The organism is Corynebacterium sp. CCUG 61414, assembly GCF_024453945.1.
Lineage (GTDB): Bacteria > Actinomycetota > Actinomycetes > Mycobacteriales > Mycobacteriaceae > Corynebacterium > Corynebacterium pseudogenitalium.
Window position 1 is genome coordinate 39339 of record NZ_JAGPYU010000008.1, and the last position, 26881, is coordinate 66219.

A 26881-nucleotide genomic window follows, 5' to 3' on the forward strand; every position below is an offset into this window, starting at 1 on the left:
CCTACGCCTTACTTACGAGGTGTACGCAGCACATAGCCGACGCCACGCACCGTATGAATCAACGGCACATCCCCATTGTCTACCTTGCGACGCAAGTACGAAATATACGACTCAACCACGTTGCCGTCACCACCAAAGTCGTAGTGCCACACGTTATCCAGAATCTTCGCCTTCGACAGCACAACCTCAGCATTCAGCATCAAGTAGCGCAGCAGGTTGAACTCCGTCGGCGACAACTCAATGATCTCGCCCGCCTTCGTCACCTCGTGCGTCTCATCATTCAACGTCAGATCGGCGTACCGCAGCGTCGTATCCTCATCCGCATCCTCCGTCACCTTGCCGCGACGCAGAATCACACGCAGACGAGTAATGACTTCCTCCAAGGAGAACGGCTTCGTCACATAATCATCAGCGCCAATAGTCAGGCCGTGGATCCGATCCTCCACCGCATCCTTCGCCGTCAAGAACAGCACCGGGCCATCAATGCCCTCACTGCGCAGCTTGCCCAACAGTTCAAAGCCGTCCATCCCCGGCATCATCACATCAAGGATGAACGCGTCCGGACGGAAGTCCTTCACCTTCTCCAGCGCCTCCTGGCCAGAGCCCGCACTCTCGACCTCAAAGCCCTGGAACTTCAAAGAAACCGTCAACAACTCAACGATATTCGGCTCATCGTCAACAACGAGCACCTTTACAGGCTTCGTAGCCTCAGACATGTACAGTTCACTCCTTCATACACCAGGGCATTTCGCGTTTCCCTTAGATTTCTCTCGGGAACTGCGTCGGCCGCCATGAATGGCTTCCACGCCCATGAACATAACTGCCTCTATCTAACGCCGTTTCTCTGAACGTTTCCTGTACGCCCCCTGCATGTGGGTGAGTAAAACAGGGATAGTCCGCCGGGAGAGGCGGGGTTGGGGCCGGTTGGATTTCGTTCCGGTCGACCTCTTAGCGTCGACCAATGCAGGTCGTCGGGAATGACTGTGCATTGCCTGGGCACCAGATCTCACCGCCATCAAACGCTGAACTGGGGAAACGTCGCTTGGCCTTGGCGGAAAATGGGGAAATTGGTGCACCGGGGCGATTGCGGGGCGTCGGGCATCAAAATAGTCAGGCACACCAACGCAAACACCCCCTACCCGTTATCCCAGGTAGGAGGTGTTGTGCAGAGCTAGAGACGAGACTTGAACTCGCAACCTACGCATTACAAGTGCGTTGCGCTACCGATTGCGCCACTCTAGCAGCGCTGAAGAGTCTACACTAACGTTCACTCGTTTACCGAAATCCCACTTCCTACCTCCACCGATGCCCTTCAGCGTCCCGACGAGCCCGGCAGGGTCGGTGGGGATGAACCCGGAAAGGGTGGTGGCTCCGGCGTCGAAGAGGATGGAGCTCATCGGGGTCGATGGGCCGACGATGATGGTGTCCAGCCCGGAGGCGAGTTCCAAGAGACGTGGCATCGTTTTGTTCACGAGGGCAGATGCAGTGATGAAGACTGCATCGAGGTCTGGGGCGAGGTATTCGAAGGCGGAGTCGGGGTAGTCGCCGGGGCGTTGGACCCGTTCGAAGACGTAGAGGTCGGCGACGTCGCGGAGGGTGCGCTCCAGGCCTGGGAAGTGCCCGACGACGCCAACGCGCTTGCCGACGTAGTGGGAGGCGTAGGCGACGAATGCGTCCGGAGCTTCGGCGAAGTGGGATGCGTCGCGGTTCACCCAAGCATTGATGGCGGCGAGGCCGACGCCGGCTTCGGCGAAGTTCCACGATGTGACCATGGAGGCGGCGTCGATAAGAGGGCGTCCGATTGGGGACTCGGAGAGGACGGGGCGGCCGTCGCCGGGGTAGACGGCGGCGATGCCGACGTGGCCGTCGGAGGTGCGGAGCCAGGCCCAGTGGGGTGCGATGCCGAAGTCGGTGACGGTGATGGCGGTCGGGGTGGCGTCGATAAGTTGCTCGTAGAGTTGCCAGGTCATGTGGCCATTCTAGGCGTGTCGGGGTGGCTTGCTAGGGTCGAATACGTGAACTTGAATTCGCTGTGGGAGTTTGTCCGCGGGTCACGCCAACACGTGGCGACGATTGACGCGGCACGAACGTCGCCGCCGCCGTCCGTGCTTGCCCCGATTGATCTGACGGATACCGCGCAGGTAGCCGGGGTGATGAATATTGCTGCGCGCATTGGGGAGATCCTGATCGCGAATGGCACGACGTCTTCGGATGCGATTGCGCAGATTCACACAGTGACGTCTTCGTATGGTCTGCACTACTGCCATGTGGACATCACGGTGAACACGATCATGATTAACACGATTATTGGGGTGCATAAGCGTACCCCGGTCAACGTGTTCCGCGTGGTCACGATGATGAGCGAGAACTACCACAAGCTGCAGGAGGCGGACCGGCTGATTCGCTCGATTCGTTCGGGCGCCACGCCACCGGAGCTTGCGGAGAAAATCCTCGACGATATTGATAACTCCCCTATCCCGTGGCGCAACACGCGCTACCTGGCGGGTTGGCTGGTGATGGGCGCGGCGGTCGCGATTTTGCTGGGCGGGGACCTGTTCATGTCCGCGATTGGCGGGCTCACAGCGTTTCTCATCATGGGATTTAACAAGATTTTGTCCCGCAACTCCCTGCCTTACTTCTTCCACTGCGCCATCGGCGGCTTCTTGACGACGATCCCGGCGGCGCTGTTCTACGAGGTCGCGCCGATGATCGGCAAGACGATTGTGCCCAGCCAAGTGATCGCGGTGGGCATCGTGGTCCTGTTGGCGGGTCTGACCTTGGTGCAGTCGCTGCTTGACGGGGTGACGGGCTCGCCGGTGACGGCCTCGGCGCGTTTCTTCCAGACACTGCTGTTTACCGGCGGCATCGTGGCTGGTGTCGCGATTGGGTTGAACACGTGGGAGCTCATGGGCCTGGGCTTGCCTCCGCTGGAGACAATGCTGGGGACCCCAACGTTTAGTGGTGCGGCGGCGCGTATTGCGGGGAGTACGTTGGCGTCGGCGTCATTCGCGGTGACGTGCTTCGCGGAGCGCCCCGCGGTGGTGGTGGCGGCGTTTACGGCCGCCGCCGGTTCGAGTATGTATTACCTGTTTTTAATCCCGATCGGCTCCGGTGCTCTGATGGCGACAGCGGCGTTGGCGTTCGTCGTCGGCCTTGCTGGTGGTTTGATTGCCCGCCGTTTCCTGATCAACCCGGTGATCACGGCGGTGGCTGGTGTGACCCCGTTCCTGCCTGGCTCTGGTGTGTATCGCGGGATGTACGCCATGATGAACGAGCAGATCGTGGTGGGCCTGACCAACCTATTCATGGCGGTCGGCACCTGTATGGCGCTGGCTGGCGGTGTGGTGTTTGGCGAATGGGTGGCGCGCCGTCTGCGTGCCCCGCAGCACTACATTCCGTACGAGGCTTTCAAGCGGGCCGGGCGCTTCACGTTCCAGCAGATCCGCCGACGGAGGCCCCCAGGCGGGCTTCGTCACTAATATTGGCGTAGAATCGTTGTGCTAGTAATGCGCGTCATACAAGGAGGAACCCGTAGTGCCACCCAAGATCACCGACTCTCGCCCCTCGCCTGAGGCGCTCCACGCCGTTGAGGAGCAGACAGCATCTGGTGCTCGCAGGATTGTTGCTACCTACGCCGAGGACTTTTTTGATGGCGTGACCTTGATGTCCATGCTCGGTGTCGAGCCACAGGGCTTCGTGTACAAGAAGTACGCGGAGGAAGTCCTGGGCGCTGAGGAAGAGGAAGAGCCGAAGAAGGCGACCAAGAAGAAGGCTACGAAGAAGAAAGCCACCAAGAAGAAGGCTTCTAAGAAGAAGGCCACGAAGAAAAAGGCCACCAAGAAGAAAGCAACAAAGAAAAAGGCCACCAAAAAGAAGACTGTAAAGAAGAAGTCGTAGTTGTGAATGAGTTCGTAGTGGTGGCTAACCGCCTGCCCGTCGACCGTGTCGAGGGCGGGTGGAAGGCATCACCCGGCGGGCTCGTGGCTGCGCTCGCACCCGTGTTGCGGGCACGCGCCGGTTGCTGGGTGGGGTGGTCCGGCGCGGTGGATGAACCGGTCGCGCCGTTTCGCTTTGATGGCATTGACCTGCACCCGGTGACGCTGGACGCCCAGGACTACGAGGAGTTCTACGAGGGTTTCTCCAACTCGACGTTGTGGCCGCTTTACCATGACTTGATCGTGGCCCCGCAGTACAACGAGCAGTGGTGGCAGCGCTACCGTGACGTTAACGTCCGCTTCGCGCGCGCGACCGCCAAGGTGGCGGCGCAGGGAGCGACGGTGTGGGTGCAGGACTACCAGTTGCAGCTGGTGCCGGGCCTGCTGCGCGAGATGCGCCCCGACCTGACCATCGGGTTCTTCCTGCATATTCCATTCCCCTCCCCCGACCTGTTCCGTCAGCTCCCGTGGCGCGAGGAACTCATCGGCGGACTCAACGGCTGCGACCTGGTGGGGTTTCAGCGCGAGGCGGATGAGCGCAACTTCCGCGCACTCGTCGGCGACGATAACAACAGCCCGCGCAGTGGAACGTTCCCGATCTCGATTGACCCGGCGGCGGTGCAGGTTGGCTCGCCGGAAGCGGTGGCGAAGCTGCGGGAATCGGTAGGGAATCCTGCGGCCCTGATGCTGGGGGTGGACCGCATGGACTACACGAAGGGCATCCTGCAGCGTTTGCTCGCGTTTGAGCAGCTGCTCGAGGAAGGTGTCGACGCCACCCTGATCCAGCTTGCTACCCCGTCGCGCGAGCGTATCGAGCACTACCGCAAGACCCGCCGCCAGGTCGAAGAGGCCGTGGGCAGGATTAACGGCCGCTTCGGCTCGGTGGGTCGCCCTGTGATCCACTACATGCATCGCGGTGTGTCCAAGCAGGAGCTGGGCACGTTCTATGCGGCTGCGGACGTGATGTTGGTGACGCCGTTTAAGGACGGCATGAACCTGGTGGCAAAGGAGTACGTGGCCTGCCACCCGGACGGGGACGGCGCGTTGGTGCTGTCCGAGTTCGCCGGCGCGGCCGTGGAGCTGCACGATGCGTATTTGTGTAATCCGTTCGAGGGGGCGTCGATACTTCGGGCGATGCGGGAGGCACTTGACCCGGATCCGGAGCGGATGCGGCGGATGTACGCGCGCGTGTTGGGGCACGATGTGCACCGGTGGGCCGCGGAGTTTTTGCAGGAGGTTGCGCGATGAAACGGCTGGTTGTTGCAGGTGCAGCACTGGGGCTGGCGGCGTGTTCGCCGGCGCCGCCGGTGTGGCAGGTCGTTGCGGTGTATACGTCGCCGGACACGCCGGGGGATGTGCCGGATCGGGCGAATGTGAGCATCGACGGTTCGAAGCTGACGGGCTCGACGGGATGCGGCAAGGTTGAAGGCGACGTCACGGTCACTGAAGACACGCTGACGGTCAACGAGATTTCTTTCGCCGACACGGCGGGCTGCGAGGGGGCGGCGCGCTACACGCACGATCAGCTGGCGTCGCTGGTGGTGCCGGAGGCCACGTTTCGCATCAACAATGTCAGTGACACCGAGAAGGTGCTCACGCTCGAGGGCGACGACGTGAACGAACCGAGCATGCGGGTGATGATGCTGTGAGTTCCATCGCCTACTTATCGACGGCCCCTTCGCTCCTTGTCTGCCTCGACTTCGATGGCACCATCAGCGAGCTGAACCCTGACCCTTATGCGGTGAAACCGCACCCGGTGGCGCTGGAGGCGATTGAGCGCCTGGCACACGCCCCGAATACGGAGGTGGCGATGCTGTCCGGCCGTCACCTGGAGGGTCTGCGCAGGGTGTTCCCGCTGCGGAACCCGGTGGTGTTGGTGGGTTCGCACGGCGCGGAGCCTGGCCCGGAACTTACGCCGGAGGACGTCGAGTATTTGGACGCAATCGAAAAGCAGCTGGAGGCGATCGCGGTTCCGCCTGCGTACGTGGAGGTCAAGCCGTACCAGCGGGTGCTGCACGTCGCGCCCGTGGGGGACGCGGCGGAGCGCGAGCGCATGCTGGCGGAGGCGCTGCGAATTCAAACGCCTCGCCCTGTCACGCCGGGCAACAACGTGGTGGAGTTTTCCGCGGTGGACGTGTCGAAGGGCTCGTGGCTGCGGACCCACAAGCAACGCTTTGCTGCGACGCTTTTCGCGGGCGATGACGTCACGGACGACACAGCGCTTGCGGTGCTGGGGCCTGCGGATGTGGGGATCAAGGTAGGGGTCGACGTCGCAGGCGTGGACGAGATGGCGGCCTTCCTGAAGGCGCTCACCGACGCTCGTTGTTGATATTCATTTTCAATACCACGTACAATGGCGGCCATGTTTTCACGACGCTTCATTGGCATCCTTGCTGCATCGACGCTCGCACTGAGCGCCTGCAGCAGCACTGACAGCACCGGCGACACCGCAGCTGATGCCGCCGACGGCCAGATCGTGGCCACGACGCAGGTGTGGGCGGACGTCGCGAGCCTGGTGACGGGCCAGGACGTCCCCGCGATCATCTCGAATACCTCGGTGGACCCGCACGACTACGAGCCGACGGCCGCCGACCTGGCGCAGGTGGCGAAGGCGGTGCTCGTGGTGGCCAACGGCGGCGCCTACGACGCCCGCATCTACGGCGCGGCGGAGGACGCGAACGTGGTCTCCGCGCTGCCGCTGACGGAGGCGCACGAGCACGAGCACGGCGAGCATGGCCATGACGACCACGACCATGAGGGCCACGACCATGACCACGCCCACGAGGAGAACGAGCACATCTGGTACTCCACCGCGGCGATCGCGAAGGTGGGCGCGGACCTCGCGCAGCGCACTGATGGCAACACGGACGCGCTCGATGAGAAGCTTGAGCAGCTGCAGGCGAAGCTGGACAGCCTCAAGGCGGCGCGCGTGGCGCAGACGCACCCAATCGCGGACGCGATCATCGAGGAGTCCGCGCTCGAGGACGTCACTCCGGAGTCCTTCCGCCACGCAACGCTGAACCACTCGGAGCCGTCCTCGGCGGCGCTCGCGGAGTTCATCGCTGCACTCGAGTCCGGCGAAATCGACATCCTGATTAACAACCCGCAGAGCCCGAACGGTGTCTCCGACAAGCTGGTTGAGGTGGCGAAGGCCAACAACGTGAAGGTCGTTGACATTTACGAGACCCCACCAAACGGCGAGAACTTCTTCGACTACTTTGCCAAGGCGCTTGACGAGCTCTAATGCTGCACCTGACCAACGCTTCCTGTGATCCCCTGTGGCACGACATCAACCTTGATGTCGCCGCGGGGGAATTTGTCGCTGTGCTGGGCCCGAACGGTAGCGGCAAGTCCACGCTGCTCGGTACGATCCTGGGCACGCGGAAACTCAGCTCAGGCACGATTTCGGCACCGAAGAACATCGGGTTTATCCCGCAGCAGCGCATGTTCCCGCCGGAGTTGCCGGTGCGGGTGCGCGACCTGGTGTCGCTCTCGCTTGAGCACCGTCCGCTGCGTCGGCCGAGGAAGGGGGACGTCGATAAGCTGTTGGACAGCGTGGGCGCGCTGCACCTTGCCGACGCCCGCGTGGGCACCCTGTCGGGCGGCCAGCAGCAGCTGGTGCGACAGGCGCAGGCCTTTGCGAAGCAGCCCGACCTCATCCTTGCCGACGAGCCCCTGCTCTCCCTGGACGTGGCGCGCCAGCGCGACTTCGTGTCCCGGCTGCACGCCGCGAAGGTCGCGGTGGTGATGGTGACGCACTCCATCGATCCGGTGATCGACATCGTGGACAAGGTGCTCTACCTGGGGCCGAACGGGCACGTGGTCGGCAGTGCCGACGAGGTGCTGCGCTCCGAGGTCCTCAGCGAGCTGTACGGGGCTCCGGTGGAGGTCGTGCGCGTGGGTGGAAAGACGGTGATCCTGTAAATGCTGGAGCAAACGCAGTACCTGCTCGGGTTCGATTTCGTGATCACTGCGCTGATCGCCTGCGCGATGCTGGGCGTGCTCTCCGGGGTGATTGCGCCGCTGATCGTGATGCGGAAAATGTCATTCGCGGTGCACGCCACCTCTGAGCTCGCACTGATGGGTGCCGCGGTTGCCCTCGTGACGGGCCTGAACCTCAGCCTGGGGGCAGTCGTCGGCTCGATTGTGGCGGCGATCGTGCTCGTGCTTTTGGGGCTTCGCAGCGACACTGATTCGTCTGTGGGCGTGGTGATGAGCTTCGGCATGGGCATCTCCGTGCTGTGCATCCACCTCTACCCCGGCAACTCCACCACGGCGATGGCGCTGCTCACCGGCCAGATCGTTGGGGTGAGCAGGGAGAACCTCGGGGTGCTGACGGCCACCACGCTGCTGGTCGTGGTGGCCGTGATGGTGCTGTGGCGTCCGCTGCTGTTCGCCTCTGTAGACCCGGAGATGGCGGCCGCCAGCGGGGTACGCGTGAAGATGCTGGCCACGCTGTTCGCCATCCTGCTCGGCATGGCGGCCGCCCAGACCGTGCAGATCGTGGGCGTGCTGCTGGTGATGGCGCTGCTGATCACGCCCGGCGCGTCCGCGGTGGCCATTACGGCGCAGCCCGCGGCGGCGGTGGCGTGGTCGGTGCTCTTCGCGGAGCTCGCCGCCGTGGGCGGCATGCTGCTCTCGCTGGCGCCCGGCCTGCCGGTGAGCGTGATGGTGGCGTTTGTGTCCTTCGCCATCTACCTCGTGTGCCGGGCGGTGGGCTACTTCACGCGGCGCTGACGTGCGAACTCGCTGAGCACCACGCCCGCCGCGACGGAGGCGTTCAGGGACTCTACCCAGTCGGTCGTCGGGATGGACATGATCACGTCGCAGTTTTCCCGTACGAGTCTGGAGATGCCCTTGCCCTCCGAGCCGACAACGATGACCACCGGGTCGGTGGCGCCCTCGAAAGTGTCCAGTGTGTGCTCGCCGCCCGCGTCGAGGCCCACGACCATGTAGCCGTTGTCCTTGAACTGCTTGACAGTACGGGTCACGTTGGTCACACGCGCGACAGGCAGGCGAGCCGCCGTGCCCGCCGAGGTACGCCACGCCACGCCCGTCACCTGCGCGGAGCGGCGCTCCGGGATGATCACGCCGTGGCCGCCGAACGCGGCCGTCGAGCGGATCACCGCGCCAAGGTTGCGCGGGTCGGTGATGTTGTCCAGGATGACGAACATGCCGGTCTCCCCGCGGTCCGCCACACCCGCGACCAGGTCGAAGACGTCCGCGTACTTGTACGGCTGGATCTTCAGCCCGATACCCTGGTGCATGCCGTTGCCGGTCATCATGTCCAAGTCGTGGCGGTCCACCTCCTGCACCGGGATGTTGCGGGAGTTCGCCAGGGTGACGGCCTCGCTGAGGCGGTCGTCGTGCCCGGTGCCGCGTGCCACGAACAGCGCCTCGGCTGGCACCTTGGCGTGCAGGCACTCCACGACGGGGTTGCGGCCAACAACCATGTCCGGCAGCTCGCGCTCGTGGCGGCCCTGGTCGCGGCGCTTGCGCTCCAGCTTGCGCTTGTGCGCCGCGTGGTAGACGCGGTCCTCGGCCTTCGGGGTTGCGCCCTTGCCGCGCAGCCCGCGGCGACGCTGCCCGCCCGAGCCCTTCGTGGCGGTCTTCTTGTTCTTCTTCTGCTTATCGGGGCGGTGGTATGGCTTGGCCATTAGTTCTCCTTCAGTTGCCACTGCGCGCCGTCGGCGGTGTCGGTGACCTCGATGCCTGCGGCGGCAAGGCGGTCACGCACGGCATCGGCCGCGGCCCAGTCCTTCTCGGCACGCGCGGCGGCCCGGCGCTCAAGCTCGGCACCAACCAACACATCAAGTGCCTCGGTTACTCCATTATTTTTCGACGCCCCATCGTCCCACACACCGGGGTCCACACCCAACACCGCGGCCATCGCACGCACCTGAGCAGCCAACTCGCCAGCCCTGGCGGTGTCGTGCGCGGCGAGCGCCTTGTTGCCTTCGCGGACCACGTTGTGGATTTCGGCGAGCGCGCGGGGCACGGAGAAGTCGTCGTCTAGCGCCTGGGCGAAGCCTTCCGTCCAGGTGGTCGACTCGGGCGTGCCGGCGCGATGCACGAAGTCCTCGATGCGGCGGTAGCCCGCCGCGGCCTCCTGCAGCGCCTCCGGCGAATACTCCAGCACGCTGCGATAGTGCGCGGATCCCAGGTAGTAGCGCAGCTCCACCGGGCGCACGGCGTCCAGCATGTTGTCGATGCTCAGCACGTTACCCAGCGACTTCGACATCTTCTCGCCCGCCATGGTCACCCAGTGGTTGTGCATCCAGTACTGGGCGAAGCCATCACCCGCGGCGTGGGACTGCGCCTGCTCGTTTTCGTGGTGCGGGAACTGCAGGTCCAGACCGCCGCCGTGAATGTCGAACTCGGCGCCCAGGTACCAAGTGGACATGGCGGAGCACTCCAGGTGCCAGCCGGGGCGGCCGTCGCCCCACGGGGTCGGCCAGCTCGGCTCGCCAGGTTTGGCGGCCTTCCACAGTGCAAAGTCGTGGCTGCCGCGCTTGCCGTGCACGTCACTTTCGCCCTGGTTCATCTCCTCGACACGGTTGCCGGACAGGGAACCGTAGTCGTCGCTCGCCTTCGTCCAGGCGGCCACGTCGAAGTAGACGGAGCCCTCGGAGGCGTAGGCGAAGCCGGCGTCGATAAGCCGCTGCATGTAGTCGACCATCTGGGTGACGTGGCCCGTGGCGCGCGGCTCGACAGACGGCGGCAACACGCCGAGGGTGTTGTAGGCGCGCGTGAACTCGCGCTCGTACGTACTGACCCACTCCCACCACGGCCGATCGTGCTCGGCGGCCTTGTTTAAGATCTTGTCATCGATGTCGGTGACGTTGCGCACGAACGCGACGTCGTAGCCCTTGGCCGCGAACCAGCGGCGCACGATGTCGAACGCCACCCCCGAGCGCAAGTGCCCGATATGCGGGGCGGACTGTGGCGTGGCCCCGCACAAGTAGATGGAAACGTGGCCCTCACGCAGCGGGCGGAATGGACGCAGCGTGCGCGTCGCGGTGTCAAAAATCTGTTGGGTCTCGGCAGTCACGGCCCTTAGCTTAGTGCAACCAGCGCAGTAGCGACGGCAGCGCGCCCCTCACCCGAACCGGTGAAACCCATGTGGTCCGTCGTAGTCGCCGTCACCGACACAGGGGCGCCGAGCGCCTCCGAGAGCACGCGCTGCGCTTCCTCGCGCACCGGGCCCATCTTCGGGGTCTGGCCAATCATCTGCACCGACACGTTGATCAACTGGTGCCCATGCTGCTCGAGCAACTCCCGCAGCTCCTTGAGCAGCTGCGTGCCCCGCACTCCGTCATACTCCGGCCGACCCACCCCGACGAAGGACCCCAGGTCCCCCAGGCCCGTCGCCGAAAGCACCGCATCCACCACGGCGTGGCTGACCACGTCGCCGTCCGAGTGCCCCTCGCAGCCGTCTTGGCCCTCGTGGAGGATGCCCGCGATCCAGCACGGTTTCCCGGCCTCGATCTGGTGCGCGTCAAACGCTGTACCGACCCTGAACTGTGGAGAATCTGTGTGCGACGTCATGCGCGCAAGCCTACCGCGTACTCCCCGACGGCACCTCAAAGATTGTCGGCTCAGCCTCGTCCGTAATGCTCTGCGCCAGGCGCATGTCAATCGGCGTGGTGATCTTAAACGCCATCGGGTCCCCCTGCACCGTGTGCACGTCCACGCCGAACCACTCCATCAGGCTCGCGTCATCCGTGGCGACGAAGTCCGGCGTCCCCTCGTAGTACGCGCGGTTCGCGGCGAGCAGAGAACGCAGGTCAAAGCCCTGCGGCGTCTGCACCGCCCGCAGCGTCGAGCGATCCGGGGTGCCGACGACGCGCCCAGCTGCGTCGATCTCCTTAATGGTGTCGACGACCGGCAGCACCGGCACCACCGCATCCGCGCCCTCGAGCACGGCGCGGGCGACGCGCGCGATCATACCGGGCGGGGTCAGCGCCCGGGCGGCGTCGTGGATCAGCACGCAGGCGTCCTCGTGCTCGATCGCTTTGAGACCCTCGTAGATAGAATCGGCGCGCTCCGCGCCCCCGTGCACGAAGCGGACGTCGTGGCCTCGCAGCGTGGTGCGCGCGATCTCCTCCATCTCGGGGCTGACCACCACGATGATCGAGTCCACCACCTCGGCGGTCTCCATCGCGGTCACCGAGCGCTCCAGCAAGCTGCGCCCACGCAGCGGCACGAACGCCTTCGGCACGCTCGCGCCGAGCCGCGTGCCCTGGCCTGCCGCAGCGACGACGGACACTACCCTGCGAGACATTTGGCTACGTCCCGCTACTTCTCGTCGTCCTCATCGTCGTCGAAGCTGAGGTCATCCAGGTCGATGTCATCCTCGTCCTCAACCACCACGTCAGGCGCGAAGGAAATACCGGCCTTGACCTGCTCCTCAATAATCTTGCGGACGCCCTCTTCCAGCTCCTCGACCTTCTTCTCGTCGACTGGCTCCGCCAGCGCGAGTTCGCCGACGAGGATCTGGCGCGCCTTGCCCAGCATGCGCTTCTCGCCCGCAGACAGGCCCTTGCCCTGGTCACGGCGCCACAGGTCGCGGACGACCTCCGCCACCTTATTAATGTCACCGGACGCGAGGCGCTCCTGGTTCGCCTTGTAGCGGCGGGACCAGTTGCCGGCCTCCTCGACGTCAGTCTCGCGCAGCACCGAGAAGACCTTCTCCAGGCCCTCCTTGCCGACGACGTCGCGCACACCGACAAGCTCGGTGTTCTTTACAGGAACGCGGACCTCAAGGTCCGACTGGAGGATCTGCAGTACGAGAAAGTCGAGCGTTTCTCCGCCAATTTCGCGCTGCTCGATGTCGGCGATGCGTGCCGCACCATGATGCGGATAGACAACCACTTCTCCGACTTTGAATTCCATGAACACTCCTTGAGGATGACAACCGGCTCAGTAACCTCACCACCCTACCATTACGGGCCGTAATGGGGACGCGCACCCGCGATGCGCCGAACTCAACTAAAGTTTAACCCCACCCGCGCCGCCTGGGCCTGGTACGCGTGAGGAAACTGTGAAAAGTCTAGGTCCAGGCGCTAGGGTTGTGCGGAGAAACATATATGTGAAACAAGAACGATGGAGGACACCCACGTGAAGTCCCTGAAGCCGGTTTTCGCGCTCGCAACCGCACTGCTCATGGCCGGATGCTCCGCAGGCCAAATCACTCAGACCTCTGACCAGGTGGCTGCAGTTGACGGCGCCAACGTCGAAACCGAGAACGGCGAGCTGGCCGTGCAGGACGTCACCGTCGTCCTCGACGAGACCGGCTCCGCAGCACTGAAGTTCAGCGCGCTGAACCAGGACACGTCGATGACGTCGCACTCGCTGCGCTCCGTTTCCGTCGATGGCACCCCGGTCAGCATCGAATCCTCGAAGGAAATCGGCTACAACTGCGTGCTTGTTGGTGACTCCGCTGCAGGCTTGGACCGCATGCCGCAGGATGACGGCAAGAACTGCATCGAGTACATCCGCACCGCCCTGCCGAACGACAGCTTCGCGTACGGCGGCACCGTGCCTGTGACCTTCATGTTCGACACCGGCACCCTCGAGGTCAACGCCCCGGTTTCCGCTCCGCTGCTGCCTTCCGGCCAGGTCCACCGCGACCTGAACAAGTAAGGCTCTATGGCGAAGAAGCCTCGGGTGATCCACACCTGTTCTGAGTGTGGATACTCCTCTCCTAAGTGGCTCGGCCGCTGCCCTGAATGCGGCTCTTGGGGGACATTGCAAGAATCAGCGCCGGTGGTTACCGCCACCCGCGCGACGGGGGTCTCCAGTGCGCCGCGTGCCGCTGCACTCACGCCGCAAACGCCTGCGCGCCCAATCACAACTATCGACGCCGCTGCGACCAAGACGGTGCGCTCCGGCATCGGCGAGCTTGACCGGGTGTTGGGCAACGGCGTCGTGCCTGGGTCGGTGGTGCTCATGGCGGGCGAGCCGGGCGTCGGCAAGTCGACGCTGCTGCTTGAGGTGGCCTCGCGCTGGGCGGCGACCGATGGGCGCAAGGCGCTCTACGTCACCGCCGAGGAGTCGGCGGGGCAGGTCCGCGGGCGCGCCGAACGCACCGGCGCACTGCGGGAGCGCCTCTACCTGGCGGCCGAGTCCAACCTGGACATCGTGTTTGGTCACGTGGAGCAGATCAAGCCCTCGCTGCTCATCGTGGACTCGGTACAGACGATGCACGCTCCCGGTGTGGAGGGCGTGCCGGGCGGCGTGGCGCAGTCCCGCGCGGTCACGGCCGCGCTGACCACGCTAGCGAAGACCACTCACCTGCCGATTCTGCTGGTAGGGCACGTGACCAAGGACGGCAACGTCGCGGGCCCGCGCGTGCTCGAGCACCTGGTGGACGTGGTACTGAACTTCGAGGGCGACCGGCAATCAAGCCTGCGTATGCTGCGCGGTATCAAGAACCGATTTGGCGCGACTGATGAGGTGGGCTGCTTCGAGCAGACCGCCGAGGGGATCCGCGAAGTACCGGACCCGTCCGGGCTGTTCCTCTCCCACCGCGGCCGCACCCCGGATGGTTCCGCGGTGACCGTGGCGATGGACGGGGTGCGCCCAATGCTCGCGGAGGTGCAGGCGCTCACCGTGGACCCGGTGAACAAGTCGCCCAGGCGCGTGGTCACGGGCCTGGACGGCAACCGCGTGCCGATGGTGCTGGCGGTCCTGCAGGCGCGCTGCGGGCAGCGCACGAACGACAAGGACGCCTACGTGGCAACCGTGGGTGGGGTGCGCATCACGGAGACCGCGACCGACCTAGCGGTGGCGCTGGCGACCTGGTCGAGCCTGCACGAGACACCGCTGCCACCAAAGACGGTGGTGATCGGGGAGGTCGGCTTGGCCGGCGAGATCCGGCGGGTGCCGAACCTGGGCCGTCGCCTGCAAGAGGCAGCACGCCTGGGATACGAGCACGCAATCGTGCCCGCGGGCGAGTCCCTGCAGGTCCCGGGCCTGCGAATTGAGCAGGTGGCCACGGTTGGCCAGGCTATCGCTACACTTGCACAGCATGAGTGATGACACGATGCGCGCCGCCCTCGAGCGCCTCGCCCCCGGCACCGCACTTCGCGACGGCCTCGAGCGAATCCAACGTGGCCACACCGGTGGCCTCATCGTCCTCGGCGACGGGCCGGAGGTCGTCGAGATTTGCGACGGCGGCATCGCCTTCGACGTCGCCTTCCAGCCACCGCTGCTGCGCGAGCTGTGCAAGATGGACGGCGCCGTCGTTTTATCCGCCGACGGCTCCCGCATCACCCACGCCAACGTGCAGCTCGTGCCCAGCCCGCACTTCCCCACCAGTGAGTCCGGCACCCGCCACCGCTCCGCGGAACGCACCGCGCTGCAGACCGGCAGGCCGGTGATCTCGGTGTCGGCGTCGATGAATACGGTGACGGTGTACGCGGGTGGGCGTCGCCACCGCTTGGAGGAGCCGGCGGTCCTGATGGGCCGGGCGAACCAGGCACTGTCCACGGTGGAGCGCTATCGCCAGCGCCTCGACATGTCGAACCACCGCCTGTTCGTGGCAGAGATGAACAACTATGCCACCGTCGCCGACGTGCTCAACGTGCTGCAGCGCCAGCTGATGCTCGAGCGCGCCGTCACCGATCTGGAGCTGAGCATCGTGGAGTTGGGTGTCGACGCCCGCCAGCTCAGCCTGCAGCTTTCCGAGCTGGAGGGCAACAACGCCCACGACGTTGAGATGCTGGTGCGCGACTACATCGCCACGACCACCGTGCCCACGGACGAGCAAGTCCACCAGGCCCTCGAGGCCTTGGACACCCTGCCAGATTCGGAGCTGCTGAACACGACCACGCTGGCGCGCCAACTGGGGCTGCCGGCCAACGAGGAGAACCTAGTACAGGCGCTGATCCCACGTGGCTACCGGGCGCTTGCGCGCGTGCCTCGCGTGCAGAAGTTCTTGATGGACCAAATCGTGGCCGTCTTCGGCACGCTGCCCGCCATTTTGGAGGCGCAGCCGGAAGACTTAAGCTCCGCCGACCACGTGACCAGCCTGTGGGCGCGCCACATCTACGAGGGGCTGCGCCGCCTCAGCTAAGTCAGGTTGAACGGGACTGCGTCGGAGGCGTTGTCGCCGATCACGGTGTGCAGGTAGTAGGACCCAGCAGGTACCGGCTGGCGGTCGGTGCACACGTTCGGCTGCGAGCTGGTACCCGACCAGCGGGCTTCAAAGCCACGCTTCGAGTCACGCGGGAACGTCTCCTGACCAGCAAAGACAGGGTCAAAGCAGTCGACGTCGGACCACACGCGGTTGTTGGTAGCCATGTCGTAGACCTCAAAACGCATGATGTTGGTGTCCAGGTCGATGACGCAGTCCGCGTCCGTCGGGTTCTGCACTTCCATGTAGAACACCGGCTGCTCCCCTACCGCGTACGACGGCTGGTTTGTCGACGCCACCACACGCAAATCCTTCAGCTCACAGGTGCCCGAAGGCGCAGCCTGCGTGTGCTCTGCTGACGAGGTCGGCTCGGTCGGCTCACCGGATGCGCTTTCCTTTGCAGTTTCGGACTCACTCGGCGTCGCAGCACCCGGTTCCGGCACTGTCGGCTCCGTGACAGGCGTGGTGGTGGGCGAAGTGGACGTCGATACGTCGGCGTCGCCGCCGCCTGAGCGCGCCATAGCGCTCAACCCCCACACCAGGAACACCACGAGCACCAACAACGCAACGAGCGCCGCAACGCGGCGGCGCCGGTAGATCTCGGGAGGAAGCGGATGCTGGTTAGTCATGCCCCTTACTCTATACCGAAGTTTTCCATGGTCGGGTGAACCTGGCCATCGGCAAGTTGGTAGCGTGCCGCAACTACGCCGACAGTGCCGTTCGCCAAACGCTCCGCGAGCACGGGCACGCGCTCAATGAGGTGCTGCGCACTCAAGTTCGCGTGGGTGACCTCAACATCCTTCGGGTCACGCGTGGGCGACTGAAGCACCGACGGCACGATCTTCTCCACGAACACGCGCACCAACCCGTCCGGGACTTCCTCGGTCTCCACCGCGTTGAGCGCCGTACCGACCGCGCCGCAGGACTCGTGCGACAGGAACATCACCAGCGGCACATTCAGCCCTTCCACCGCGTACTCGACGGAGGCGGACACCGCGGCGTCGACGCAACCGCCCGCTGTGCGGATGACGAAAATGTCGCCGAAGCCGACGTCGAAAAGCAGCTCAACTGGGACACGCGAATCCGAGCAAGCGACGACGGCGGCGATGGGGTTCTGGCCGTCTCGGAGCTGTTCGCGCCACGTGGGGTCGCGGTGCGGGTGCGTCTCCTGGCTTGCAACGAATCGTTCATTTCCTGCCCTGAGGAGTTCCCACACCTCACGAGGCGTCTTTTCTGTACTCATAGGCTATATTTTGGCAGAGATGACTGAGGATGTGGCCAAAATTCGAACAAACCTCCAACCCGCCGAGATTAACCCGTGGTACCGCGCCAACGCGCGTGAGCTTCCGTGGCGCGCACCAGGCACAAGCGCGTGGGGCGTGCTGCTCAGCGAGGTGATGAGCCACCAGACGCAGGTGGCGCGCGTCGCCCCCATCTGGGAGGAGTGGATGCGGCGCTGGCCCACCCCGGAGGCCTTCGCGGCTGCCGGCGCCGACGAGGTGTTGCGCGCCTGGGGCAGCCTCGGCTACCCGCGCCGCGCGCTGCGTCTGCTGGAGTGCGCGCGAGCGATCACCGAGCTTCATGGAGGTATTGTTCCCCGCAGCGTGGAGGATCTTCTGGCGCTGCCCGGCATCGGCGATTACACGGCCCGCGCCGTGGCCTGCTTCGCGTACAGGGAAAACGTGCCGGTGGTGGACACGAACGTGCGCCGGGTGGTCGCGCGCGCCGAGCGCGGGCGGCCCGTCGCACACCCGCGCAAGGCGGAGCTCCAGGAGGTGGCGGCACTGCTGCCCGCCGACGATTTGGAGTGGGACGGCCCGACCTTTTCGGTCGGCCTGATGGAGCTCGGCGCCCTCGTGTGCACCGCCACAAACCCGGACTGCGGGGCGTGCCCGGTCAGCCGCTGCGCGTGGGTGGCAGCGGGCAAGCCAGAGCCGAACCCGGAGGAGCAGCGCAAGAAGAAGACACAGCGCTTCGCCGGCACCGACCGGCAGGTGCGCGGCAAGATCATGCGGGTGTTGCGCGGCGCGTCCGCACCCGTGCCACAACGCGACATCGACGTGGTGTGGCCCGATGCAGCGCAACGCTCCCGCGCCCTATTTTCACTCCTTGAGGACGGCCTCGCCGTCCAAGACGACGCCGGCTACTTCCACCTACCGCGGTAATTAAACCCACCGGGCAGCTTCACCCACACGCCGCCGCGCGAGTTGAACGTGACAGGGCCGACCTTCGTGGAAGCCGAAGCACCAGACTTGGAGAAGTTCAGCCACGAGTTCTTACTCACCTTGTGCTTCTTGCGATAATAAATTCCCATGCGCTCAGACTACACATAGACTGTCCGCATGACTTCGAGCGTTTTGATCGCATTCGCGATGACCCTGTTGGCCGGCATCTCCACCGGCATCGGCGGGGTGGTCGTGGCGCTCAAGTCCACCATTGGCGACAGGTTCCTCGCCGGCAGCCTCGGGTTCTCCGCTGGAGTGATGGTCTACATCTCACTCGCGGAGCTGCTCCCCGCGGGCATTGACGCCCTCGACCAGGGCCGCGCGATCCTCGGGTTCTTCGGCGGGGTGGCGCTGATCGCGGTGATCGACAAGCTGGTACCGCACGACATCAACCCGCACGAAAGCATCCAGGGCGACGAGGACAAACGCGCCCAAGCCATGCGGCGTGCAGGCGTCATCACCGGCGTGGCGATTGCGCTGCACAACTTCCCCGAAGGCTTCGCCACTTTCATGTCCGCGCTCGCCGACCCGTACCTGGCCATCCCCATCGCCGTCGCCATCGCGCTGCACAACATCCCAGAAGGCGTCGCCGTCGCCGTCCCACTTCGCGAGGCCACCGGCCGACGCTGGTGGGCCGCCGGGTGGGCCACCCTCTCAGGGCTTGCGGAACCGCTCGGAGCGCTCGTCGGGTACCTCATCCTCGCGCCCTTTATGGGGCCGACCACGATGGGCTACTCCTTCGCGGTGATCGCCGGGATCATGGTGTTCATCAGCTTCGACAAGCTGCTGCCGAACGCGATTGCCACCGGGCACCACCACTACAGCGTCTACGGCGTCATGGGCGGCATGGCGATCATGGCCGTGAGCCTCATGCTGCTGCCCTGACAATTGTACGTCACAGACATTTGTACGTTAGACTCCCGACCATGAAACATCATTGGTCAAAAATTTCCCTGACCATAGCCTGCGCTATGGCCCTCGGCGCCTCGACAGCGCCCATCGTTGACGCCACCCCACTTTCATCCGAGAGCGCCACCTCCCAGCGCTTCACGCAACGTGTGAAGCCACAGCTCGTCCGCTACGAAACCACCACCGAGGACGGCTCCCGTGCCCCAGTCACCGCCACCCTCTACGACACCCCCGACGCCAAAGGGCTCGTCGCCTTCGCCCCCGGCACCCGCGGCCTCGGCGACCACTGCGCCCCCAGCAACAGCCCCGCTATTCTGCGCACGGCCCACCAAAAATCAGTCAATATTGACTACGAACGCGGCATCGTGCGCAAGCTTGTCGACGCCGGCTACCGCGTCATCGTCACCGACTACGTCGGGCTTGGCACTCCCGGCACCCACACCTACCTCAACCGTGTTGACCAAGGCCACGCCGTCATCGACGCCGCCCGCTACGCCGCACACGACGGCGAAAAAATCGCCTTCTGGGGCTACTCCCAAGGCGGTGGCGCCTCCGCAGCAGCAGCCGAACTCGTCACTGACTACGCCCCCGATCTCAACGTCGTCGCCGCCTTCGTCGGCGCCCCACCCGCCGACCCACTGGCCGTGCTCGAGCAAGCAACCAGCAAACAAATCAGTGCCGTCGCCGGCTTCGCCGCTGTCAGCTTCGCGTCCACCTACCCTGACTTCCGCGAAGCCCTCTACGCCGAACTCAACGAAGAAGGCGTCGACACGCTCGAGGCGCTCTCCAATGCCTGCATGGCGGAGGCACCCCGCGTCGCGCCGAAACCCTTCACCGAGTACACCAAGAGCGGCGAAAGCCTCGCCGAACTCGCCCAGGCCAACGCGACCCTGCGGGCGCGCCTCGACCAAAACAAACTCGGGCTCACACCCACCAGCATGCCCACCCTGATACTCACCAACCCTGACGACGACCTGGTCCCTTCTCCACAAGTGACCCAGCTCGCCCGCGACTACTGCAGCGTGGGCGCACCGGTGGAGTACCGAGCAGTTGCCATGCAAGGTGTCCGCCCCGAAGCACCCTTCGCCAACGTCGACGGCTCCGCCCACACCCTGCCCCTCTACCTCGAATCCTCGAACGCCATCACCTGGCTCGACGAGCGCTTCGACCCCGACGCGGCCGCATTCACCGCAACCTGCCCCATCCCCGACACTCCCCCAATCCAGTCTGACCACCTCATCCTGCAGTACACCAACGAAACCATCGCCGCGATCTTCCTCGGCATCCTCGGCGTGCTCAGCGCCGTTGGGATGGGCGCCTGGCTCACCAGCACAGGACTGACGCATCTTTTCACCTAAACCAAAGCATTGTCGATTAGTATTTTTCATCGTGCTGCATCGTCCTGTGATCTCCGCTGTGTGCGTCCTCGCGCTCGCCGCTTCCCTCGCCCCCTCCGCCGCCGCTAGCTCGCTCGACCCGTTGAGCTCCGTGGCGGAGGTGGGCTCCTCCGCCATCAAATCCGCCTTCCGCCCCGCGCCGAAAGTCGTGCGCTACGAAACCACCACCGAGTCCGGCACGCGCGCGCCAGTCACCGCCACCCTCTACGACAGGGACAACGCGAAGGGGCTCGTCGTGATCGCGCCCGGCACCCGCGGTATGGCCGACCACTGCGCACCCAGCAAGAACACCTCGCTGATCTCCTCCGACTCAGGGACCTCCTTCAGCGTCGACTACGAGCGCCCCATGGCCCACATGCTTCTCGACGCCGGCTACCGCGTCATCGTCACCGACTACGTCGGCCTCGGCACCCCAGGTACGCACACGTATCTCAACCGCGTCGACCAGGGACACGCCGTCATCGACGCCGCCCGCTACGCCGCACACGACGGCGAAAAAGTCGCGTTCTGGGGCTACTCCCAAGGCGGCGGCGCCTCCGCCGCAGCAGCCGAACTCGTCGCCGACTACGCCCCCGAACTCAACGTGGTCGCCGCCTTCGTCGGCGCCCCACCCGCCGACCCACTGGCCGTACTCGAACAGTCCCGCGGGACTCTGATCACCCCAGTCGCCGGTTTCGCCGCCGTCTCCTACTCCTCCACCTACCCCGACTTCCGCGAAGCCCTCTACGCCGAACTCAACGAGGAAGGCGTTCGCACCCTCGACGCCCTGTCCAAGGCGTGCATCCTCGACGCCGTCCGAATCGCACCGAAAGAATTCAACGCTTACACGAAACGTAGCGTCAACCTGGCAGAACTCGCCCACGACAACCCCGTCCTGCGAGCCCGCCTCGACCAGAACAAGCTCGGCCGCGTCCCCACCAAAGTCCCAACGCTGGTGCTCACCAACCCCGACGACGACATGGTCCCCGCCCCACAAGCCGTCCAACTCGCCCGCGACTACTGCGCGCTCGGCTCACCCGTGGAGTACCGCAGCGTCGCAATCCCCGGCACCCGATCCACGCCACTTGACTCAGGGTCCTCCACCACCCCATTCGCAAACTTCGCCGGTGCCGGCCACGCCCTGCCAATCGTCCTCGAGACCGCCCACGTGATCACCTGGCTCGACGAGCGCTTCGACCCACACGCGCCAGCCTTCACCCCGAACTGCAACATCCCCGACGACACCTCCATCAACACCGCCTCGAACTACCAGTACACCGGACCAGTCGCCGACGCCATCCTCTTCGGCATCTTCGCTGTACTCAGCGCTGTAGGTTTAGGCACCTGGCTCGTTGGCTCCGGCCTGCCGAACCCGGCTTTGGTGCGGGCGCACCAAATTCGCTGATTTGGGAGCGCGTTTTTGCGTTTCCCCAGGTCGCTGCCACCGCGCGAGGGAATTTGGTGCATCTTTGGATGCGCTGAGTGCCAAAGGACGCAATTCTAAAATCCACGGCCTCCATTCTTGCAGGTCAGAAACGTGCTAGACGTATAAGGTTGCGTCTATTGGCACCAAACACTCACCCCACCAAGACAAAAAGAAAGCCGCACCACCAGGGTGCGGCTTTCCAACCTACTGATTAGACCGGTTCAGGTCCCCGACCGTCGGAATCGGAGTCGGAGTCAGGCTCAGGACCAGACTCTGCGCGCTCGTCCGGGAACTGGGAGGCCTCGGTCTCCGGGGTGCCATCGGAAGGGGCGATGTCACGCACGGCCTTCTCTTCAGGCTCCTCGGACGCGGCGTCCTCGCCGAACGTCTCCGCTGGCAGCGGGCGTGGGCGCGGGGTGAACGTGAAGGTCGCGTCCGGCGCTGCCTTGCCGCGGGTGTTGCGGGCAGCTTCGATGTCTCCGTCCCAGCCTTCGACGTCGACGGTAATGATCTCGCCAGCGCCGATCTCGCCGAACAGGATCTTCTCCGAGAGCAGGTCTTCGATCTCGCGCTGGATGGTGCGACGCAGCGGGCGCGCACCGAGCACTGGGTCGAAGCCGCGGATGGCCAGGAGGTTCTTGGCCTTCTCGGTAAGCTCGATGCCCATGTCCTGCGCGGCCAGGTTGGTGTCCACGCGGCTGATGAGCAGGTCCACCATCTGCACGATTTCTTCCTGGGTCAGCTGGCGGAAGACCACGATTTCGTCGATGCGGTTGAGGAACTCTGGACGGAAGTGCTTCTTCAGCTCGTCGTGGACCTTGTTCTTCATGCGCTCGTACTGGGCGTCAGCGTCGGTGGCGGTGTTGCCGGTGAAGCCGAGGCCGACTGGCTTGGAGATGTCGCCGGTACCCAGGTTGGAGGTGAAGATGAGCACGGTGTTCTTGAAGTCCACCATGCGGCCCTGGCCGTCAGTGACGTGGCCTTCCTCGAGCACCTGGAGCAGCGTGTTGTAGATCTCCTTGTGCGCCTTCTCGATCTCGTCGAAGAGGACCACGGAGAACGGCTTGCGGCGGACCTTCTCGGTAAGCTGGCCGCCCTCCTCGTAGCCGACGTATCCCGGAGGGGCACCGAAGAGGCGGGAAGCGGTGAAGCGGTCGTGGAACTCGCCCATGTCGACCTGGATGAGGGAGTCCTCGTCGCCGAAGAGGAACTCGGCAAGTGCCTTGGACAGCTCCGTCTTACCAACGCCGGACGGGCCGGCGAAGATGAAGGAGCCGGATGGGCGCTTCGGGTCCTTGAGCCCGGCGCGGGTGCGTCGGATGGAGCGCGACAGGGCGCGGACGGCTTCGTCCTGGCCGATGATGCGCTTGTGCAGCTCGGACTCCATGTTGAGCAGGCGCGAGGACTCGGACTCGGTGAGTTTGAAGACTGGGATGCCGGTCCAGTGCGCGAGCACATCGGCGATCTGGTCTTCACCGACCTCGGCGATTTCCTCGAGGTCGTCAGAGCGCCACTTCTTTTCCTTTTCCTTGCGCTCCTCGCCGAGCTTGCGTTCGGTGTCGCGCAGGCCCGCTGCTTTCTCGAAGTCCTGGGCGTCGATGGCGGCTTCCTTCTCACGGCGGACGTCGGCGATGCGCTCGTCGACTTCGCGCAGCTCGGAAGGGGCGGTCATGCGCTTGATGCGCATGCGGGCGCCGGCCTCGTCGAGGAGGTCGACGGCCTTGTCCGGCAGGAAGCGGTCGTTGATGTAGCGATCTGCGAGGGTGGCGGCGGCCTTGAGAGCGTCGTCGGTGTAGGAGACGCGGTGGTGCGCCTCGTAGCGGTCGCGCAGGCCACGCAGGATGGTGACGGTGTCCTCCACGGAGGGCTCGTCGACCTGGACGGGCTGGAAGCGGCGCTCGAGGGCGGCGTCCTTCTCAATGTGCTTGCGGTACTCGTCGAGCGTCGTCGCGCCGATGGTCTGGAGTTCGCCGCGTGCCAGCTTCGGCTTGAGCAGCGAAGCAGCGTCGATGGCGCCTTCGGCAGCGCCGGCGCCCACGAGGGTGTGGATTTCGTCGATAAACAGGATGATGTCGCCGCGCTGGTTGATCTCCTTGAGCACCTTCTTCAGGCGCTCCTCGAAGTCACCGCGGTAGCGTGAGCCTGCAACCAGGGAACCAAGGTCGAGGGAGTAGACCTGCTTGTCCTTGAGTGTTTCGGGGACGTTGCCATTCGCGATGTCGAGCGCGAGGCCCTCCACGACGGCCGTCTTGCCGACGCCCGGCTCACCAATGAGCACCGGGTTGTTCTTGGTGCGGCGCGAGAGCACCTGCATGATGCGCTCGATTTCCTTGTCGCGGCCGACCACCGGGTCCAGCTTGCCCTCGCGGGCGGCGGCGGTGAGGTTGCGACCGAACTGGTCAAGCACGAGCGAGTTGGAACGCTCGCCCTGCTGGCCCGGGCGCGGCCCGCCCATGATTCCGGGGCCCTGGCCTGCGCCCGCGAAGCCCGGGCCACCGCCCTGCGGGGTCTCCGGGTTCTGTGCTTCGCCGCCCTCGTAGCCGGAGAGCAGCTGGATCACCTGCTGGCGTACGCGCGGCAGGTCGGCGCCGAGCTTAATCAGCACCTGGGCTGCAACGCCGTCGCCCTCGCGGATGAGGCCGAGCAGTAGGAACTCGGTGCCGATGTACTTGTGCCCCATCTGCAGGCCCTCGCGCAGGGAGAGCTCCAGTACCTTCTTGGCGCGTGGGGTAAATGGGATCTGGTCAGTGACCGGCTGCGTGCCGTGTCCGATGATCTCGATGACTTCGGAGCGGACGTCGTCAAGATTGATACCCATGGACTCGAGCGCCTTTGCTGCGACGCCTTCGCCTTCTTTAATAAGTCCGAGCAGGATGTGCTCGGTACCCATGAAGTTATGGTTCAGCTCGCGCGCCTCCTCCTGGGCTAAGACGATGACGCGGCGGGCCCTATCGGTAAACCTCTCAAACAACTGGCTGACCCCTTACTAATAACGGTTTTTAAAGAGTTGTCACCAACCATAACGCCCCCGGCGGACACATCGTCCCGCCGAGGGCGTCACTTCATGGATTCAGGGGCCATTGCACCAGCTCAGGCCGGGTGTTCGCTCGTAGCGAACAGAGGCCTTTCGACGCCTCCTCCGGCCCCAACCGGGCAGTTTAGAGCAGGTCGCGCAGCACCGGATCCGCGATCTTGAGCACGTTCTCGCGTGCTTCCTTCGCGGTCGGGGCGTCGACGGCAAAGTTTGCCATCTGGCGGCAGGTGTCACGGTCGTGCAGGCGTAGCGCGGCGCGCACCGCGTTGACCTTGCCCGGCGCCATGGACAGGGAGCTCACGCCCAGGCCCACGAGGACGAGCGCCATGAGTGGGTCGCCGCCTGCCTCGCCGCAGACGCCGATGGACTTGCCGGTGGCTTCGCCGCCGCGGCAGGTCTCACGGATCATGGCCAGCGTTGCCGGCTGCCACGGGGTGAGCAGCTCTGCGAGCTCGCCCTGCATGCGGTCGGCGGCCATGGTGTACTGCGACAGGTCATTGGTGCCGATGGACGCGAAGTCCGCGATGTCCAGGATGTGGGAGGAGCGGATCGCGGCCGCGGGGGTCTCCACCATCACGCCGACCTTCGGCAGGCCATGGGAGCGTGCACGCTCCGTAAACCAGCGGGTCTCCTCCACCGTGGCCACCATTGGGGCCATGACCCACAGTTCAGCCTCCGGGACAGCCTTGTGTGCTGCGGCCAGCGCCTTGAGCTGGTCGTCGAGGAGGTCTTCGCGGGCCATGGACAGGCGCAGACCACGACGGCCCAGTGCCGGGTTCTCTTCCTCGCCGAGGTCGGCGAAGGACAGCGGCTTGTCGGCGCCTGCGTCCAGGGTGCGCACGACAACACGGCGGTCACCGAATGCGCGCAGCACCTTGGTGTACGTCTCGGTCTGCTCCTCGACGCTCGGGGCGGAGTCGCGGTCCAGGAAGAGGAACTCGGTGCGGAACAGGCCGGAGCCCTCCAAGTCGTAGCCGGAGGCCTTTGCAGCGTCGTCCGCGGTGCCGATGTTGGCCAGCAGCTTCACGCGGTAGCCGTCGCGGGTGGCACCCTCGCCAGAGGAGCCCGCCAGGGCTGCGGCGCGGCGGCGGGAGCGCTCCTCGAGCTCGGCGACGTCCGACTCGTTCGGGGCGACGATCACTTCGCCGACGCCGCCGTCAAGCGCGATCGCCGGGGCGTCGACAAGCGCTTCGCTAATGCCCTTGACCTGCACCGCTGCGGGGATGCCGAGCTGCGCGGCGAGGATCGCCGTGTGCGAGGTCGCGCCGCCGGCCTCCGTCACGATGCCGACGACCAACTCCGGATCCAACGTCGCGGTCTCAGCAGGTGCAAGGTCGTTAGCGACGAGCACGGATGGCTCGGTCAGCGCTGGAACGCCCGGCTCCGGCAGCCCGCGCAGGCGCGCGGTGGCGCGGTCGCGGATGTCGTAGAGGTCGGTGACGCGCTCAGCCATGTAGCCGCCGAGCTTGCGGAACTTCGCCGCGTAGGCCTCCACAGCGTCGTGGACCGCCTTGGTCACGCCGCTGCCCTTCTTCAGTTCCTTCTTAATGCCGCGCACCAGGCCGCGGTCCTTCGCCAAGGCGGCGGTTGCTTCAAGGACTGCCTTGGATGTTTCGGAGTTTGCGTGCTCTGCGCGCGCCGTCAAGGACGCGGAGACTTCTTCCAGGACCGCGACGACGCGCTCGCCGTCAGCGTCTGGGTCGGTGCATGGTTGTTCGTGCTCGTCGATACCAACGGCGGGTGTAACAACTGCGACCGGGCCAGAGGCGGTACCTGAGGAAACCCCGATCCCATACAAGACGGTGCGGTCAGTCATGAGTGTGTCCTTTCAGCAATC

The 26881-nt window shown here is 65.0% G+C and carries 27 protein-coding genes and 1 tRNA gene; 15 read left to right on the forward strand and 13 right to left on the reverse strand.

All coding sequences use genetic code 11. The features are described 5' to 3' along the window. Positions 1-8 precede the first annotated feature (8 nt). The 3 genes from KBX14_RS07250 to KBX14_RS07260 all read right to left on the reverse strand — a co-directional run bounded on the left by KBX14_RS07250 (position 9) and on the right by KBX14_RS07260 (position 1970). A complete protein-coding gene (locus KBX14_RS07250) occupies positions 9-716 on the reverse strand; it encodes a response regulator transcription factor (RefSeq protein ID WP_070361930.1) in 708 nt (235 codons plus the stop codon). Between the two features lie 453 nt (positions 717-1169). After that, positions 1170-1242, reverse strand: a tRNA-Thr gene (locus KBX14_RS07255). Then, entirely contained in the window at positions 1221-1970 is a 750-nt protein-coding gene (locus tag KBX14_RS07260) for a Rossmann-like domain-containing protein (protein ID WP_256042176.1), read from the reverse strand. The genes KBX14_RS07255 and KBX14_RS07260 overlap by 22 nt, the downstream gene beginning before the upstream one ends. Positions 1971-2153: 183 nt before the next feature. Here KBX14_RS07260 and KBX14_RS07265 point away from each other — a divergent pair, with 183 nt between their 5' ends. Genes KBX14_RS07265 through KBX14_RS07300 form a run of 8 tightly spaced genes read left to right on the forward strand, consistent with a single transcriptional unit; the run spans position 2154 to position 8672 of the window. Continuing rightward, on the forward strand, positions 2154-3479 hold the full coding sequence (locus KBX14_RS07265) for a threonine/serine exporter ThrE family protein (RefSeq protein WP_256472805.1): 1326 nt from the start codon (positions 2154-2156) through the stop codon (positions 3477-3479). Positions 3480-3534: 55 nt separating this feature from the next. Beyond that, the gene (locus KBX14_RS07270) at positions 3535-3897 is read left to right on the forward strand and encodes a hypothetical protein (protein ID WP_070361929.1); all 363 of its coding nucleotides are present in this window, start codon (positions 3535-3537) and stop codon (positions 3895-3897) included. A gap of 2 nt (positions 3898-3899) precedes the next feature. Further along, positions 3900-5183, forward strand: a complete 1284-nt coding sequence (locus KBX14_RS07275) for a trehalose-6-phosphate synthase (RefSeq protein WP_256042177.1) — start codon at positions 3900-3902, stop codon at positions 5181-5183. After that, positions 5180-5584 carry an META domain-containing protein gene (locus tag KBX14_RS07280; RefSeq protein ID WP_256042178.1) on the forward strand — a complete coding sequence of 135 codons (405 nt, stop codon included), beginning with the start codon at positions 5180-5182 and terminating at the stop codon, positions 5582-5584. The genes KBX14_RS07275 and KBX14_RS07280 overlap by 4 nt, the downstream gene beginning before the upstream one ends. Further along, complete coding sequence (locus KBX14_RS07285; protein ID WP_256042179.1) at positions 5581-6264, forward strand: trehalose-phosphatase; 684 nt, start codon at positions 5581-5583, stop codon at positions 6262-6264. The genes KBX14_RS07280 and KBX14_RS07285 overlap by 4 nt, the downstream gene beginning before the upstream one ends. 33 nt (positions 6265-6297) lie before the next feature. Then, positions 6298-7179, forward strand: a complete 882-nt coding sequence (locus KBX14_RS07290; RefSeq protein ID WP_256021450.1) for a metal ABC transporter solute-binding protein, Zn/Mn family — start codon at positions 6298-6300, stop codon at positions 7177-7179. Beyond that, complete coding sequence (locus KBX14_RS07295; protein ID WP_256042180.1) at positions 7179-7859, forward strand: metal ABC transporter ATP-binding protein; 681 nt, start codon at positions 7179-7181, stop codon at positions 7857-7859. Before KBX14_RS07290 ends, KBX14_RS07295 begins: the two co-directional genes overlap by 1 nt. Beyond that, on the forward strand, positions 7860-8672 hold the full coding sequence (locus KBX14_RS07300) for a metal ABC transporter permease (RefSeq protein WP_256042181.1): 813 nt from the start codon (positions 7860-7862) through the stop codon (positions 8670-8672). Here KBX14_RS07300 and rlmB read toward each other — a convergent pair. The 5 genes from rlmB to KBX14_RS07325 are packed head-to-tail and all read right to left on the reverse strand — an operon-like array spanning position 8654 to position 12830. Next, positions 8654-9592, reverse strand: coding sequence for a 23S rRNA (guanosine(2251)-2'-O)-methyltransferase RlmB (gene rlmB, locus KBX14_RS07305; RefSeq protein WP_070478108.1), 939 nt, complete (start codon positions 9590-9592; stop codon positions 8654-8656). The two genes, KBX14_RS07300 and rlmB, sit on opposite strands and share 19 nt — an antisense overlap. Further along, positions 9592-10986, reverse strand: a complete 1395-nt coding sequence (gene cysS / locus KBX14_RS07310) for a cysteine--tRNA ligase (protein ID WP_256008624.1) — start codon at positions 10984-10986, stop codon at positions 9592-9594. Before cysS ends, rlmB begins: the two co-directional genes overlap by 1 nt. A gap of 5 nt (positions 10987-10991) precedes the next feature. After that, positions 10992-11483, reverse strand: a complete 492-nt coding sequence (gene ispF, locus KBX14_RS07315; protein WP_256042182.1) for a 2-C-methyl-D-erythritol 2,4-cyclodiphosphate synthase — start codon at positions 11481-11483, stop codon at positions 10992-10994. A gap of 10 nt (positions 11484-11493) precedes the next feature. Next, positions 11494-12219 carry a 2-C-methyl-D-erythritol 4-phosphate cytidylyltransferase gene (gene ispD, locus KBX14_RS07320; RefSeq protein WP_256042183.1) on the reverse strand — a complete coding sequence of 242 codons (726 nt, stop codon included), beginning with the start codon at positions 12217-12219 and terminating at the stop codon, positions 11494-11496. Positions 12220-12233: 14 nt separating this feature from the next. Beyond that, positions 12234-12830 carry a CarD family transcriptional regulator gene (locus KBX14_RS07325; RefSeq protein WP_070361918.1) on the reverse strand — a complete coding sequence of 199 codons (597 nt, stop codon included), beginning with the start codon at positions 12828-12830 and terminating at the stop codon, positions 12234-12236. A 210-nt stretch (positions 12831-13040) separates the two neighbouring features. On the opposite strand from KBX14_RS07325, the gene KBX14_RS07330 reads away from it, so the two are divergent. Genes KBX14_RS07330 through disA form a run of 3 tightly spaced genes read left to right on the forward strand, consistent with a single transcriptional unit; the run spans position 13041 to position 16014 of the window. Continuing rightward, positions 13041-13580, forward strand: coding sequence for a hypothetical protein (locus tag KBX14_RS07330; protein ID WP_256042184.1), 540 nt, complete (start codon positions 13041-13043; stop codon positions 13578-13580). Between the two features lie 6 nt (positions 13581-13586). After that, the gene (radA, locus tag KBX14_RS07335) at positions 13587-14975 is read left to right on the forward strand and encodes a DNA repair protein RadA (protein WP_256042185.1); all 1389 of its coding nucleotides are present in this window, start codon (positions 13587-13589) and stop codon (positions 14973-14975) included. Beyond that, a complete protein-coding gene (disA, locus tag KBX14_RS07340) occupies positions 14968-16014 on the forward strand; it encodes a DNA integrity scanning diadenylate cyclase DisA (protein ID WP_256042186.1) in 1047 nt (348 codons plus the stop codon). The genes radA and disA overlap by 8 nt, the downstream gene beginning before the upstream one ends. Here disA and KBX14_RS07345 read toward each other — a convergent pair. Together KBX14_RS07345 and KBX14_RS07350 are read right to left on the reverse strand one after the other, a co-directional pair. Next, positions 16011-16703 (reverse strand): hypothetical protein, encoded by a 693-nt coding sequence (locus KBX14_RS07345; protein ID WP_070975548.1) that lies wholly within the window; start codon positions 16701-16703, stop codon positions 16011-16013. The genes disA and KBX14_RS07345 overlap by 4 nt on opposite strands. Before the next feature lie 5 nt (positions 16704-16708). Beyond that, on the reverse strand, positions 16709-17317 hold the full coding sequence (locus tag KBX14_RS07350) for a carbonic anhydrase (RefSeq protein WP_070478115.1): 609 nt from the start codon (positions 17315-17317) through the stop codon (positions 16709-16711). A gap of 19 nt (positions 17318-17336) precedes the next feature. Here KBX14_RS07350 and KBX14_RS07355 point away from each other — a divergent pair, with 19 nt between their 5' ends. Beyond that, complete coding sequence (locus tag KBX14_RS07355; RefSeq protein ID WP_256042187.1) at positions 17337-18239, forward strand: A/G-specific adenine glycosylase; 903 nt, start codon at positions 17337-17339, stop codon at positions 18237-18239. Here the strand turns inward: KBX14_RS07355 and KBX14_RS07360 are convergent. Next, on the reverse strand, positions 18218-18388 hold the full coding sequence (locus KBX14_RS07360; RefSeq protein WP_071565885.1) for a DUF4236 domain-containing protein: 171 nt from the start codon (positions 18386-18388) through the stop codon (positions 18218-18220). The two genes, KBX14_RS07355 and KBX14_RS07360, sit on opposite strands and share 22 nt — an antisense overlap. Before the next feature lie 28 nt (positions 18389-18416). Here KBX14_RS07360 and zupT point away from each other — a divergent pair, with 28 nt between their 5' ends. From zupT to KBX14_RS07375, 3 genes are read left to right on the forward strand one after another with little or no spacing between them, the layout of a single operon-like run. Beyond that, entirely contained in the window at positions 18417-19184 is a 768-nt protein-coding gene (zupT, locus tag KBX14_RS07365) for a zinc transporter ZupT (RefSeq protein ID WP_070361911.1), read from the forward strand. 41 nt (positions 19185-19225) lie between these two features. Then, the gene (locus KBX14_RS07370) at positions 19226-20566 is read left to right on the forward strand and encodes an alpha/beta fold hydrolase (protein ID WP_256042188.1); all 1341 of its coding nucleotides are present in this window, start codon (positions 19226-19228) and stop codon (positions 20564-20566) included. A gap of 31 nt (positions 20567-20597) precedes the next feature. After that, positions 20598-21989, forward strand: a complete 1392-nt coding sequence (locus KBX14_RS07375; RefSeq protein ID WP_370687080.1) for a lipase family protein — start codon at positions 20598-20600, stop codon at positions 21987-21989. A 232-nt stretch (positions 21990-22221) separates the two neighbouring features. Here KBX14_RS07375 and KBX14_RS07380 read toward each other — a convergent pair whose 3' ends face one another. Together KBX14_RS07380 and ptsP are read right to left on the reverse strand one after the other, a co-directional pair. Continuing rightward, positions 22222-24981, reverse strand: a complete 2760-nt coding sequence (locus KBX14_RS07380) for an ATP-dependent Clp protease ATP-binding subunit (RefSeq protein WP_256001054.1) — start codon at positions 24979-24981, stop codon at positions 22222-22224. Between the two features lie 187 nt (positions 24982-25168). Beyond that, positions 25169-26860 (reverse strand): phosphoenolpyruvate--protein phosphotransferase, encoded by a 1692-nt coding sequence (ptsP, locus tag KBX14_RS07385; protein WP_256042189.1) that lies wholly within the window; start codon positions 26858-26860, stop codon positions 25169-25171. Positions 26861-26881: the final 21 nt, after the last annotated feature.

What these genes read in the sequence shown, in the direction of transcription:
- KBX14_RS07300 (WP_256042181.1), top strand. Translation starts at nt 7,860, where the DNA reads ATGCTGGAGCAAACGCAGTACCTGCTCGGGTTCGATTTCGTGATCACT.
- KBX14_RS07325 (WP_070361918.1), bottom strand. Translation starts at nt 12,830, where the DNA reads ATGGAATTCAAAGTCGGAGAAGTGGTTGTCTATCCGCATCATGGTGCG.
- zupT (WP_070361911.1), top strand. Translation starts at nt 18,417, where the DNA reads ATGACTTCGAGCGTTTTGATCGCATTCGCGATGACCCTGTTGGCCGGC.
- KBX14_RS07370 (WP_256042188.1), top strand. Translation starts at nt 19,226, where the DNA reads ATGAAACATCATTGGTCAAAAATTTCCCTGACCATAGCCTGCGCTATG.
- KBX14_RS07250 (WP_070361930.1), bottom strand. Translation starts at nt 716, where the DNA reads ATGTCTGAGGCTACGAAGCCTGTAAAGGTGCTCGTTGTTGACGATGAG.
- KBX14_RS07260 (WP_256042176.1), bottom strand. Translation starts at nt 1,970, where the DNA reads ATGACCTGGCAACTCTACGAGCAACTTATCGACGCCACCCCGACCGCC.
- KBX14_RS07350 (WP_070478115.1), bottom strand. Translation starts at nt 17,317, where the DNA reads ATGAGTACAGAAAAGACGCCTCGTGAGGTGTGGGAACTCCTCAGGGCA.
- ptsP (WP_256042189.1), bottom strand. Translation starts at nt 26,860, where the DNA reads ATGACTGACCGCACCGTCTTGTATGGGATCGGGGTTTCCTCAGGTACC.
- KBX14_RS07295 (WP_256042180.1), top strand. Translation starts at nt 7,179, where the DNA reads ATGCTGCACCTGACCAACGCTTCCTGTGATCCCCTGTGGCACGACATC.
- disA (WP_256042186.1), top strand. Translation starts at nt 14,968, where the DNA reads ATGAGTGATGACACGATGCGCGCCGCCCTCGAGCGCCTCGCCCCCGGC.
- ispD (WP_256042183.1), bottom strand. Translation starts at nt 12,219, where the DNA reads ATGTCTCGCAGGGTAGTGTCCGTCGTCGCTGCGGCAGGCCAGGGCACG.
- KBX14_RS07345 (WP_070975548.1), bottom strand. Translation starts at nt 16,703, where the DNA reads ATGACTAACCAGCATCCGCTTCCTCCCGAGATCTACCGGCGCCGCCGC.
- KBX14_RS07330 (WP_256042184.1), top strand. Translation starts at nt 13,041, where the DNA reads ATGGAGGACACCCACGTGAAGTCCCTGAAGCCGGTTTTCGCGCTCGCA.
- KBX14_RS07290 (WP_256021450.1), top strand. Translation starts at nt 6,298, where the DNA reads ATGTTTTCACGACGCTTCATTGGCATCCTTGCTGCATCGACGCTCGCA.
- KBX14_RS07355 (WP_256042187.1), top strand. Translation starts at nt 17,337, where the DNA reads ATGACTGAGGATGTGGCCAAAATTCGAACAAACCTCCAACCCGCCGAG.
- radA (WP_256042185.1), top strand. Translation starts at nt 13,587, where the DNA reads ATGGCGAAGAAGCCTCGGGTGATCCACACCTGTTCTGAGTGTGGATAC.
- rlmB (WP_070478108.1), bottom strand. Translation starts at nt 9,592, where the DNA reads ATGGCCAAGCCATACCACCGCCCCGATAAGCAGAAGAAGAACAAGAAG.
- KBX14_RS07280 (WP_256042178.1), top strand. Translation starts at nt 5,180, where the DNA reads ATGAAACGGCTGGTTGTTGCAGGTGCAGCACTGGGGCTGGCGGCGTGT.
- KBX14_RS07360 (WP_071565885.1), bottom strand. Translation starts at nt 18,388, where the DNA reads ATGGGAATTTATTATCGCAAGAAGCACAAGGTGAGTAAGAACTCGTGG.
- KBX14_RS07265 (WP_256472805.1), top strand. Translation starts at nt 2,154, where the DNA reads ATGAATATTGCTGCGCGCATTGGGGAGATCCTGATCGCGAATGGCACG.
- ispF (WP_256042182.1), bottom strand. Translation starts at nt 11,483, where the DNA reads ATGACGTCGCACACAGATTCTCCACAGTTCAGGGTCGGTACAGCGTTT.